Origin of the sequence: Streptomyces sp. NPDC102467, from assembly GCF_044765445.1 — a bacterium.
Classification (GTDB): Bacteria; Actinomycetota; Actinomycetes; order Streptomycetales; family Streptomycetaceae; genus Streptomyces.
The window spans coordinates 293937-305482 of the sequence record NZ_JBIWKA010000008.1; the positions used below are offsets into that span (position 1 = coordinate 293937).

The 11546-nt window shown below is 67.4% G+C and carries 12 protein-coding genes and 2 tRNA genes; 9 read left to right on the plus strand and 5 right to left on the minus strand.

From position 1 onward, the window contains the following. The first annotated feature begins 19 nt into the window (after positions 1–19). Positions 20–93 (plus strand) — tRNA-Ile (locus ACIREE_RS19005). 607 nt (positions 94–700) lie between these two features. Here ACIREE_RS19005 and ACIREE_RS19010 read toward each other — a convergent pair. Next, complete coding sequence (locus ACIREE_RS19010) at positions 701–1066, minus strand: DUF6344 domain-containing protein (RefSeq protein ID WP_404152960.1); 366 nt, start codon at positions 1064–1066, stop codon at positions 701–703. A gap of 330 nt (positions 1067–1396) precedes the next feature. On the opposite strand from ACIREE_RS19010, the gene ACIREE_RS19015 reads away from it, so the two are divergent. After that, entirely contained in the window at positions 1397–1525 is a 129-nt protein-coding gene (locus tag ACIREE_RS19015; protein ID WP_003999697.1) for a DLW-39 family protein, read from the plus strand. Positions 1526–1740: 215 nt separating this feature from the next. Beyond that, positions 1741–3204 carry a hypothetical protein gene (locus ACIREE_RS19020; RefSeq protein ID WP_404152963.1) on the plus strand — a complete coding sequence of 488 codons (1464 nt, stop codon included), beginning with the start codon at positions 1741–1743 and terminating at the stop codon, positions 3202–3204. A 565-nt stretch (positions 3205–3769) separates the two neighbouring features. Here the strand turns inward: ACIREE_RS19020 and ACIREE_RS19025 are convergent. Next, on the minus strand, positions 3770–5461 hold the full coding sequence (locus ACIREE_RS19025; RefSeq protein ID WP_404153336.1) for a protein kinase: 1692 nt from the start codon (positions 5459–5461) through the stop codon (positions 3770–3772). Between the two features lie 138 nt (positions 5462–5599). Then, positions 5600–6148 carry a DNA-binding protein gene (locus tag ACIREE_RS19030; protein ID WP_404152966.1) on the minus strand — a complete coding sequence of 183 codons (549 nt, stop codon included), beginning with the start codon at positions 6146–6148 and terminating at the stop codon, positions 5600–5602. 184 nt (positions 6149–6332) lie between these two features. On the opposite strand from ACIREE_RS19030, the gene ACIREE_RS19035 reads away from it, so the two are divergent. Beyond that, positions 6333–6405, plus strand: a tRNA-Ala gene (locus tag ACIREE_RS19035). A gap of 79 nt (positions 6406–6484) precedes the next feature. Here the strand turns inward: ACIREE_RS19035 and ACIREE_RS19040 are convergent. Further along, a complete protein-coding gene (locus tag ACIREE_RS19040) occupies positions 6485–7180 on the minus strand; it encodes a DUF5324 family protein (RefSeq protein ID WP_404153338.1) in 696 nt (231 codons plus the stop codon). Between the two features lie 264 nt (positions 7181–7444). Here ACIREE_RS19040 and ACIREE_RS19045 point away from each other — a divergent pair, with 264 nt between their 5' ends. Both ACIREE_RS19045 and ACIREE_RS19050 read left to right on the plus strand, forming a co-directional pair. Further along, positions 7445–7972, plus strand: coding sequence for a peptidylprolyl isomerase (locus tag ACIREE_RS19045; RefSeq protein ID WP_404152969.1), 528 nt, complete (start codon positions 7445–7447; stop codon positions 7970–7972). A 156-nt stretch (positions 7973–8128) separates the two neighbouring features. Next, complete coding sequence (locus tag ACIREE_RS19050; protein ID WP_404152971.1) at positions 8129–9025, plus strand: rhomboid family intramembrane serine protease; 897 nt, start codon at positions 8129–8131, stop codon at positions 9023–9025. A 269-nt stretch (positions 9026–9294) separates the two neighbouring features. On the opposite strand, the gene crgA is transcribed toward ACIREE_RS19050, so the two are convergent. Beyond that, the gene (gene crgA, locus ACIREE_RS19055) at positions 9295–9552 is read right to left on the minus strand and encodes a cell division protein CrgA (RefSeq protein ID WP_324774600.1); all 258 of its coding nucleotides are present in this window, start codon (positions 9550–9552) and stop codon (positions 9295–9297) included. Between the two features lie 153 nt (positions 9553–9705). Between crgA and ACIREE_RS19060 the strand changes: the two genes are divergently transcribed. From ACIREE_RS19060 to ACIREE_RS19070, 3 genes are all read left to right on the plus strand, one after another. After that, positions 9706–10485, plus strand: coding sequence for a DUF881 domain-containing protein (locus ACIREE_RS19060; protein ID WP_404152974.1), 780 nt, complete (start codon positions 9706–9708; stop codon positions 10483–10485). 63 nt (positions 10486–10548) lie between these two features. Beyond that, positions 10549–11250: a class E sortase gene (locus ACIREE_RS19065; RefSeq protein ID WP_404153341.1), complete on the plus strand. Its 702-nt coding sequence runs from the start codon at positions 10549–10551 to the stop codon at positions 11248–11250. Positions 11251–11323: 73 nt separating this feature from the next. Then, positions 11324–11485, plus strand: coding sequence for a hypothetical protein (locus ACIREE_RS19070; RefSeq protein ID WP_404152977.1), 162 nt, complete (start codon positions 11324–11326; stop codon positions 11483–11485). Positions 11486–11546: the final 61 nt, after the last annotated feature.

Consider the following 11546-nt stretch of genomic DNA (forward strand, 5'->3'; position numbering starts at 1 on the left):
ACACACCGCAGAGCGCGGCGGGGCTATAGCTCAGTTGGTTAGAGCGCATCCCTGATAAGGATGAGGCCACAGGTTCAAATCCTGTTAGCCCCACATTACGAGGACCCTCAAGTGGAAACGCTTGGGGGTCTTCTGCTGTGCGTACAGGACTCGTTCGTCAGGTACATCGAGTGCGTCGAGTACGTAACCGAGCCCGGGCATGCAGAAAGGGCCCTCTCAGCCGAAAGTCATGGCTGGGGCCTCGTCTGCCTCTGTGCGGTTTTTCTGCGGTGGTTCTTACTGCCTGCCGGCGCCTGTTCTCCTGCTGTTGGCGCCTGCTGCCTTTATAGGCGGCCTGTCAGGATGCCGCCCTCTGTTCGTGCTCCTGCGTTCGTGCCGTGTACAAGACGCTGCGTCCTTGGACGGGGCCCGTGAGACGTGGTCCGTGGGGCGGAGTCCGTGGTCGCGCTGGGGCTCGTACGCCCGTTGTTTCTTGTGCGCCCTGGTTGTTGCTGTGCTGCGTCGCACTCAGGGCGTATTACCTGCTGCCTATTACCTGCCGACTGCTAGCTGCTTACTACGTACGGCCTACTGCGGTGGTGCGGGTCCTACAGATGGTGCCGTGTTGCGGTGCCGCTGTTCTTACTGTTCCTGCTGTTCTTGCATGCTGTCCCGCCTGCCGGGCTGGACAGATAATCCGGATGGTTCCGGATGGTTCCGACTACGGCTTTGCCGTGAGTGCTTCGGTCCGCAGTCCCGCGTCCCTGTCGTTCTGCTCACTCTGCCCAGCCTGATCACTGTCGGCCTGCTCGGTGTCGGTCGGCGGGCGGTGCCGGCAGCTGGGGGAGGAACCGTGGGCCTCGGCGCGGATGCGCTGCTTCATCGTCGGTGGCAGGGACCGCTTGAAGGTCCAGAAGGGAAGGGCCGACGTGGCGGCGGGGGCGCTCACCGCCGAGCTGCGGACTCCCTCCGTCTGCTGTACGGGAGCGGCCGCGGCGGCCGGGGCGACGAGTCCGAGCGCCGAGAAGAGCGCGATGAAGGCAGAGATGACGATGGTCCACACCGTCATGACCCGGTTCTTGGTCATGGTGGTCCCTCACTTTCAGGTAGGGCGATTTGCGTACTTTCCTCATGATGTGGATGCGGCACCAGGAGTGCGGGACCGACGCTCGTGGCGCGTCGATCTTCCGATGAACACCACCCGGATGGGCGCAAGAGGCCTGGTATCTCCACTGAGGAGGCGAAATCTCACTGTTTGGTGAGAGGTGGGGGTGATCTGTGGAGCGGGGACATCCGGTTCTACTGCTGTGTTCCGAGCGGGAGTTGGCCGCGGATCCCAGGTCACCGATCGGTATCGGTCGGTGTGTATAGTCGGGCGCCAGAAGTCCCCTACGCCAAGGAAAGACGAGGTCGCGCGGTGAAGAAGCTTCTCCTGGTCGCACTGGCCGCCATCGGCGGGCTCCTCGTGTACCGCCAGATCCAGGCGGATCGCGCCGAGCAGGATCTGTGGACGGAGGCGACCGACTCCGTGCCCACGGGTTCGTGAGTATCGCCAACAGTCTCTGCGCAGGCCCCGGTCGCAACAGCGGCCGGGGCTTTGTGCTGCCCGGGCCCGTACGCCTCGCCTTGCGGGCGCCACATGACCACGGTATTCACGTATGCGACGCCACTTCGCGCTTCGGCGAATGAGAGGCGGGATTCCGGCGCCCGGCGGACAGTACGCCGCCCGGACAGGCAGGATGACCCTCCATGGGGAGACTCATGAGGAGGCCGGGGCAGGGATGGCGGGGCGCAGGGATATCGGCGGTCGCTGCCGGCGCGGGGCTGTGCGCGGTACTCGCACTGCCCGGCGCTGCAGTGGGGGCCGGCGAGTCCGCCCCGTACGTCTATGCCAAGGACGCCCAGAAGACTCGCGGGACGCAGGACAGCACTGACGCGCCGCGGCTCAGTACAGGCGGGACGTATCGGAGTTCGCTCGGGAGCGGGGCGAGCGGCGTCGCGTACTACCGCGTCGAGCTGGACGGCGCCGCCAACGCGTATGTGTCGGTGGTCGCCGTACCGCCTACTGCGCCCGACGTAAAGGTGGCCTACTCGGACGGCATCACCGTGACGCTTCAGGATCACGCCGGCAACCGCTGCGACTCCGAGCGTGCGACGTTCCGCTCCGGTGCCTACCCGCGGCCCGTCGCGGCCGCCGCCGAGCGTTTCGTACGGCCGGGCGGGCTGCGATGTCAGTCGGCGGGGACGTACTACGTCGTAGTGGAGCGGAAGGCGGACGCCGACTCGACGCATGAGACATGGGGGCTCGAACTGCGGGTGGCCACCGAGCCGGGACTCGTGTCCGCGGCCCCCGGCGAAGGTCCGAAAGCCTGGCCTTCCGCCTCTGTGCAGCCACCGTCGGGGAAGGCCACGCGGCGTCCCGGAGGCACCGGCTTCAACGACGCGGTGGCATTGTCGGCCGGAGTGTGGAAGGACGACATCCGGCCCGGCCAGAGCCACTTCTACCGAGTTCCGGTGGACTGGGGACAGCAGCTCTTTCTCGACGCCGAGTTGGGCAGCTCGGCGGGGGACGGGTCACGTCGAGGGCTCGTGAGCGGCGCGCTGGACATGGATCTGTACAACCCGGCGCGGGCATCGGTCGTGGCGAAGGGGGTGTCGTACGCGGGTGACCCGACGTCCGCCACGTTCGATCCGCTGCCGCCCGTGGCGTACGAGAACCGCTATCTGATGCGCGGCGACCAGGGGGCGATGCGGCTGGCCGGCTGGTACTACCTCAAAGTCACCCTCAATCCGGCGATGGCGAGCAAGTTCGGGGACAAGGAGTCGGGGCTGACGCTCCGCGTGACCGTCGACGGCGATGAGCGTCAGGCGCCCGACTATGTGCGGGATCCGGGGGACTTCCAGGTGACGGCCGCGGACCGGGAGGCCGCGGAGCAGGGGGAGGGCGGCGCTGTCTGGGACGAATCGGGTACGGCTGACGACGGCGCCGGGGGAGGGCGCGGCACCGAGTCCGCTGGTACGCCCACCGGCGGGGCTTCCTCCGGTAGCGGCGCGGCCGATCCGGGCTCGTCCGCTTCCGCCGCCGCCTCCTCATCCTCCCCACCGGGAAACGGCGGCATGATGCTGCTGGGCGTGGCCGGGATCGGGACGGGGGCCGCGTTGGTGCTGTGGCTCGGGGTGTGGCGGGTGGTGGCAGTGCGACGGGTGAGGAGCCGCGCGGGGTGAACGCGGACCTCGGTAATGCCTTCTTCCGGGGTTCGGTAGCGGCCCATAACAGGGCTCTGTGACTTCCGGGGCGGCGGTTTCTGGTGTGATCGGGTAGCAAATGCCCGGGGGACCCCCGGTGCGCACCAGCGCTCTGTGCGGTCGAAAACCCATGGCCGTTCGGCGTGCGAGGCGTATCACCTACGTCGTCCTTCCCGGGCCCGTGTTCTTGCGGCCCGGGGCGGCGCGACGGAATCGCAGGGTGTCCCCGCCTCCGTCAAGACGGCCGCAGTTGTCGGCGCGGTCGGCGCCACTGTCCTGGCGTTCTCCGGCATAGCCGCCGGATCGGCTCAGGCAGCTTCGAGCCCATCACGTGGGAGCTGACCCCGTTCTACGCGGGCTGAATCTCTGAGCTCCTGCCATACACGGCCGGCCCTCATTGACGGGGCCGCCTCTCCGGCTTACCCATCTGGTTGCGGCCTTGGTTCCTGGGCGTCCTGACGACCGGGCCGGACCCAATAGCTCGGGCTGTTCAGGTCTGAGTCCTGCCTGAGCCGGGTCGGGTCGGGTCTGAGTCCTGCCTAAATCAGACCTGTGTCAGGGCCCAGATGCCCACGGCGAAGCAGAGCACGGCGATGAACAGGACCGGGACCGTCACCTTCGGGGGCGGTCCTGGGCGGCGTCGGGAGACTTTTCGGCCCCGATGTGGAACCTCTCGGCCGCGAGCGGTGTACAGAGAGTGACGGTCTTGTTCATGCGTGACCACGGTGGTCACCGCTCGGGCCGGGTGAGGGGATGGGGAGAGGACATGAGGAACCGGGAGATGAGGGCTGGGCCGCAGTTCGAGCACCAGATCAGGAGGTGGCTCCGCGGCCGGTGGCCGATGCCGCGGCGGCTCGGGCAGCGGAACTGCGGTGGAGGGGTCGGCCGATGGCATCGGGGGCACCGATGGCGGGGGCGGCAGCCCGTCACTGACAGGAGTCGGGGCTGGGGACGGGTTCGAGTTCGGGTTCGGAGCCGGAGGTGGGAGGTGGAAGCTACCCGTCTCCGACATCGAGGTGAGGGACGGCTCCGAGGGCGGCTCTGCGGGTGGCTCCAAGGGCGGCTCTGCGGGTGGCTCCAAGGCCGACCCGGTGGACGGATCTACGACCGACCCCATGAACGGCTCCACGTCCGGTTCCATGGCCGACGCGATGGACGGTTCCGCAGCCGACCCGGCGGAGGAACCAGGAGCAGACTCCGTGGACCTCTCCGTGGACCTCTCCGTGAACGGCGGCGACCCGACGCCGTGATCGGGACCTTGATCGGGACCTTGATCGTGCGCGTGATCGTGGGCGGGCACGGGCATGACCGGTGTCGTCGCGGTGGCATGCAGCGGACGGGCTCTGCGGCCCCGGACGGCCGGGCCGCTCAAGTCGAACCCCGGAGGCAGCGGCCCGAGTTGATCGAAGACCTCGATCAGCTCGTCGTCGGGGCCCGGCTCCGGCAGCAGCTCCGCGGCCGCGAGAAGGGCCTTGCGCGCCCCGGTCGCCGTACGGAAGCGGGCTTCGGGATCCGGCTGCAGCAGCCCCGCGAGAACGCTCCACAGCGGGCCGGGCACGCCCACCGGGGCACCCGGCGTGCCGTGTTCCGCGAAGTGCTCGATCAGCACCTTGGCATCAGGCTTGGCGCCCTCGAGGAGATAGAGCGCGACGAGACCCGCGGCGAAGAGATCCGCGGGGAAATCCGGTTCGGCACCCATCGCCTGCTCGGGCGCGAAGTAACCGGGCGTGCCCACCACATAGTTGGTCTCCGTGAGGCGCGGCTCGCCCTTGCGCATCGCGATGCCGAAATCGGAGACACGAAGATGCGGCAGACCGGTACCAGTGGCCTCAAGAAGGACGTTGGCAGGCTTGATGTCCCGATGCACCACTCCCTCGGCATGCACGGCGGCAAGCCCGGAGAGGAGCTGATCGAGCAGCACACAGACGAACGGCGGAGGCAGAGGACCGTAGTCGCCGATCAGATGGGCCAGCGAGCCACCTGCCACCAGATCCATGGTGAACAGGACCTTGTCGTCGTCCGCGGCCCAACTCGCCGGGGCCAGCACGTGCGGATGGTCGATACGCACAGCCTGTTCGCGCACGAAGCGCAGCAGCGTGTGGGCATCGCTCTGCTGCAGGACCTTGGCCGCCACATAGCGGCGGCGCCGGTGGTCCCAGGCCCGCCATACCGCGCCCACTCCCCCGCGGCCGATCGGGTCGGCCAGTTCGTACCGGCCGGCGAAGACCTCACCCATGGTCGTGCGTCGCTCCCCTCCCGGGCCCGCGATACGGAAGGCCCCCACGGACATCGCGCAAGAATGTCCGGCCCGCCCCGCGACCACCGCCGACAGTGGCGGTCACGAGGCCGGATCCAGTACTGCGCCCGGACAGGGTCAGCTCTGGTGCGCCTGGTAGTGGGCGACCGCGTCGGAGGTGCGCCCCGCGCCGTACACCCGGAGGAACTCTGCCAGTTCCGGGTGGGTGGGGGCGAGAGAGTCCGCGGCGTCGATGATGTCGCCGGCCGCAGAGACCGAGCGCAGCAGCGACTGGATCTCACGCACCACACGCTTCACGGTCGGTGCGCCGGAACCGGACGCGGTCTGACCGGTGTTGGTGAGTACCGAACCGCCCTGCGACTTCTTGATCTCATCCATCCGCTCGGTGGCCTCGGCCGCACTGACACTGCCGTCGGACACCTGACCCGCGAGATCCTGCAGAAGCTGCACGCGCTGCACCACCGCGGGGTTGCCGATCTTGGCTCGCTGACCACTCATCAGCTGGGACAACATGGGCGCGGACAGCCCAAGCACACCCGCCAAGCGGGCCTGGTTCAGGCCGAGATCCTCGATCAGCCGACGGAAGAGCGCCCCCAGCGGCTCTCCGTACCAGCTCCGCTGGAGCTCCCGGGCTCTTGCGGTAGCTTCCTGCTGTGCGGCGTCCATTGCGTCTCCCCATCGCTTCCCCAAATACGCTGCTTCGCTGCCGTGAAGCACGTGGGGGCATCTTACGGAGAGTGGTCGCTTGCCGGGACCCCCAATCCTTTTGCGAGATCCGGGGGGTGACCCGGTACTCTTGTCTGCGGTGCTCGCCCGAGGCGTGATTCCTCAGGTGGCACGCACCCTTTTCGGGGCCTTAGCTCAGTTGGTAGAGCGCTGCCTTTGCAAGGCAGATGTCAGGAGTTCGAATCTCCTAGGCTCCACACCGAAGCAGCACAAAGCCCCTCCGACCAGGTCTTCCCTGGCCGGAGGGGCTTCGTCGTACGTGAGGACACGCAGCGGTCAGCGGTGCTCCTCCGGGTCCGCCTCCGCCTCGGCCTGCTTGGCCTGGACCTCCGGGTCGAGGACGTCCTGGCCGCCGTCGACGGAGGTCAGCGGTGCGGTGACCGGGACCTCGGTGGCAGCCGGGGGTTCGACCAGCCAGTCCGGATTGGCCTGCTTGTCCCACCACTTCCACGCGACGAACGCGCCACCCGCCACGATGCCGAGCACTGCCAGGCCCTTGGCGAGGCGACCGGCGCGGGCCCGGCGCTCGTGCTTGCGGACGAGCTTCTGGATCTCCTTCGGGGAGACCTGCCCGCGCAATGCGGCAAGAGCGGCGACGCTGCGGGCCGTCGCCTCCTCGCGCACCGGCTGGGCAGCCGCCACGGCGTGCTCGATGCGCGGCTTCGAGTACTCGGCAGCCTGCCGGGCAGCCTGACGAGTGCGCGTCGCCGCTTCCTGCGCGGCATGGTCGACCTTCGGCGGGACATGAGTGCGTGCCTGCTCAAGACGCGGAGCCAGGTGGGCGCCGTACTGGGCGCGCGCCTGCTGGGCGGCCTGCGAGACCTTGGGGCCGAGCACGACGCGCGCTTCGTGCGCGTACTGCGTCGCACGGTCCTTGGCCGTCTCGGCGTAGGGCGCCACCACGTCCGCGGCGTGCAGCACGCTGTCCTTCGCCGAGCCGGTCGCGGCGCGCATGCTGTCGATGCGGGTCACGGGATCCTCCTCCTCGGTGGCGTACAGGTATTTCACCTTTCCACCCTTTCGCGGATCATGCCTGCCAGAAGCGTCAATGCGGTGGTAAGGCTTATTAGGACTAGGTAAAGAGCGGTAAGAGGCCTGGCGACGACAATGCCACGGATCGTGGCGGGGCGCGCCTCTCCGGTTACGAGTAGACCGGTTTTGGGTGACTGAAACCTCTGACGCCCACCTGAGCCGTGCGAGGATCGGCAGGGCACAGAAGACAACGGAAGGCGGATCGTGGCCGAGCAGCTGTACGCCACCCTCAAGACCAACCAGGGCGATATCGAGGTCAGGCTCCTGCCGAACCACGCGCCCAAGACGGTCAAGAACTTCGTGGAGCTCGCCAAGGGCGAGCGTGAATGGACCAACCCGGAGACCGGCGAGAAGTCCAAGGCCCCGCTCTACGACGGCACGATCTTCCACCGCGTGATCAGCGGCTTCATGATCCAGGCCGGCGACCCGCTGGGCAACGGAACGGGCGGGCCCGGCTACCAGTTCGAGGACGAGTTCCACCCCGACCTGGCCTTCACCAAGCCGTACCTGCTGGCCATGGCCAACGCGGGCCCGGGGACGAACGGATCGCAGTTCTTCATCACCGTCTCGTCGACGAACTGGCTGACCCGCAAGCACACGATCTTCGGCGAAGTCGTCGACGAGGCCGGCCAGAAGGTCGTCGACGCCATCGCGACCACGCAGACGAACCCGCGCACCGACCGCCCGGTCAACGACGTGATCATCGAATCGGTCGTCGTGGAAACTCGCTGACACGTCCCATCGCGTCCCGTCGGGCCCCGAGAGGGAACCAATTCGCCCCGCTCGTCCGTAAGGAGGGGTGAGGGGCTGGCGGGGAGCGGGGCGCCACGTTGCCCGCACGGCGCCGGCGCCCCGTACGAGAACGCTTCATCCGAGGGGACGACCGTCATGGACCAGGCGCCCGGCAGCCCGCAAGAACCGCAGGACGCCCAGGACCTCCCCGGCTGCTTCCGGCATCCGGACCGGCAGACCGGCATCCGCTGCACCCGGTGCGAGCGGCCCATCTGCCCGGAGTGCATGGTCAGCGCCTCGGTCGGATTCCACTGCCCGGAATGTGTGCGCGGCGGGTCGGGCACCGGGCATGCGCCGAGCGCCACCCAGCCCCGGACCATGGCGGGCGGCGCCGTCACCGCCGATCCGCGACTGATCACCAAGATCCTCATCGGGGTCTGCCTCGCAGCGTTTCTGGTGCAGCTGTCGGTAGGGAACCCGTTCACCTACCGGTTCGAGATGATCGGCCGGGCCCTGATGCCCGGGCTGAGCGATCCTCAGGGCGTCGCCGAGGGCCAGTGGTACCGGATGCTGACCGCGATGTTCCTGCACGGCAGCTTCATCCACATCGCGTTCAACATGCTGAGCCTGTGGTGGATCGGAGGTCCGCTGGAGGCCGCGCTCGGCCGCGCCCGCTACCTCTCCCTGTACATCGTCTCCGGACTCGCCGGCAGCGCCCTCAGCTATCTGCTCGCCGACGCGGCCCAGCCCTCGCTCGGCGCCTCCGGCGCGATCTTCGGGCTCTTCGGTGCGACAGCCATCCTGATGCGGCGGCTCAACTACGACCTGCGGCCGGTCATCGCCCTGCTCGTGATCAACCTGATCTTCACATTCAGCTGGGCCAACATCGCCTGGCAGGCCCACATCGGTGGCCTCGTCGGCGGGCTCATCGTCGGGTACGCGATGGTGCATGCCCCGAGCGAGCGCCGCGCGTTGGTGCAGTACGGAGCCTGTGCGCTGGTCATGGTAGCCGTGCTCGTCACCGTCGTGGTCAGGACCGCGGAGCTCACTTGAGCCCGGTCGCCCACCCATGGTGACCGACGTTGTCCACAGCGGGTGCCGGATCTTGTGCATGCGGTGGGGAACAACTGTGCCCCTTGTCTCTGAGCTGGGTTTTCCCAGCAAGGACAAGGGGCGAACAGATGGTCGAGGGTCACTTGGCCGGTCACACCGGCGTCAACACTCGTTGGGTTATCCACAGATCGTCCGATGTTTTCCCCATGTGGATAACTTGTGGATAACTCAGTGGATGGCTTGGGGTAGAGCCTGGAGCGCCGGGTGGGCTACTTCCACTGCGTGGAGACGCCGAAGCCTGCGGCGATGAAGCCGAAGCCCACGACAATGTTCCAGTTACCGAGGGCGTCGATCGGCATCGAACCGTCGGTCACGTAGAAGACCACGATCCAAGCGAGCCCGATGAGGAACATCGCGAGCATCACCGGGGCCACCCAGCCGCGGTTGGTCAGCTTGATATTGGCTGCCTGCTTGGACGCCGGCGGCGGCGTGTAGTCGGCCTTCTTGCGGATACGTGACTTCGGCACGAGGGTCTCTCCTGTCGATGCGCTGCGTGGCCGCGCAGGGGACGTTGGCTGGCTCCGGAGCAGCGTACAAGGGGAACTTTGGAGGAATCCGAGCGCTCCCCCGGGCGTCCGTTAGCGTAGTGCTTCCGCGGCGTCTAAGGAGATAAGGGTACGTTGAGCAATTCTGCCGACCCTGACAAAGAGCCTGACAGCGGGCCCGCCCGTGGGCGCTTCCGGCCCGTGCGGCTGCTCACCGTGGGCGTTTTCGCCCTCGCCGGGCTCATCTTCTTCACCAGCTTCAATACGGCCAAGGGCACCAATATCCGTACGGATGCCTCACTCCTGAAGCTCTCCGATCTGATTCAGGAGCGCAGTCACAAGAACAAGGGGCTGGAAGAGGCCAACAGCGGGGTGCGTGACGATGTCGAGGCGCTGGCCGAGCGGGACGACGGATCCACGAAGGCCGAGGACGAGAAGCTGAACGGTCTGGAGACGGCCTCCGGGACGAAGAAGCTCAAGGGTGAGGCCGTCTCCGTCACGCTCGACGACGCCCCGCCGAACGCCACGGCCAAGCTGCCCGGCTACCCCGAGCCCCAGCCGAACGACCTGGTCATCCACCAGCAGGACCTCCAGGCCGTGGTGAACGCCCTGTGGCACGGGGGCGCCAAGGGCATCAAGGTCATGGACCAGCGCCTCATCTCCACCTCCGCCGTGCGCTGCGTGGGCAATACCCTGATCCTGCAGGGGCGCGTCTACTCGCCTCCGTACGAGATCACCGCGATCGGCGACCCGGAGAAGCTGAAGCAGGCCGTCGCGGTCTCCCCGGAGATCCAGAACTACATGCTCTACGTCAATGCTTACGGGCTCGGCTGGAAAGTCGAGGACGACGGGACGGTGACTCTTCCCGCGTACTCGGGCACAGTGGATCTCCACTACGCGAAGCCGGTGCAGTAACGCGTGCAGTGACGCATGCGGTAACACCCGAAACACCCGAGCCGGGGGAGGCCGTCGGTGTCGGTGCGAGTCGTCGTCAGGTCGCTGAGTGAGCTGTGCATCACCGTGGGCGCCGTGATCGTGCTGTTTGTGGTGTACGTGCTGTTCTGGACGGGTGTGAAGGCCGACAGCGCGATGGATCATCAGATCGACGACCTTCAGAACCAGTGGGCCAAGCGGCCGGTCGCCACCGCGTCGCCCTCACCCGTTTCCGGAGCGCCTGCGGAGTCTTCGCCGCCGAGCCCGGTCGCGTACAAGGACGGCAAGCCGTTCGCTGTGATGTACATCCCGCGGCTTGGTTTCACGTGGAACAAGCCCGTGCTCGAGGACACGAAGGTCGGGACCTTGAAGAGGGGGCTCGGGCATTACGCGGGTACCGCTCAGCTGGGGCAGAAGGGGAATTTCGCGGTCGCCGGGCATCGGCGTACGTACGGTGACCCGTTCAAGGACTTTCCGAAGCTGGGGCCGGGGGACGCCGTGGTGCTGACCGACGGAACGACCTGGTTCACGTACCGGATCGATACGAAGCCGTACAGGACGCTGCCCAGTGATGTCGCGGTCATCGATTCCGTGCCGCGCAAGTCCGGGTACGACGAGCCGGGCCGTTATCTGACCCTCACCACGTGCGAGCCGGAGTGGGGGCACAGCCACCGGCTGATCGTCTGGGCGCATTTGGATGCCACTCAGCCTGTGGAGGCTGGGAAACCGGAGGCCTTGCGCCGTTAGTCTGGTGCCGTACGGCGACGGCTGAGGCCGTGCGGTGATGGTGTTGCGGGACTGTCAAAGGGGAGCGACCGGCATGTACGGCTGGATCTGGCGGCATCTGCCGGGGAACGCGTGGCTGAGGGCGGCGATCGCGATCGTGCTGGCCCTCGCTGTTGTTTACGTCCTCTTCCAGTACGTCTTCCCGTGGGCCGAGCCGCTGCTGCCCTTCAACGATGTGACGGTGGACGGCCAGTGAGCACGCGTGAGATCCGAGAAGCGCGGAGTACTCCAGAAGCGCGTAGTACCCGAGAGGCGCG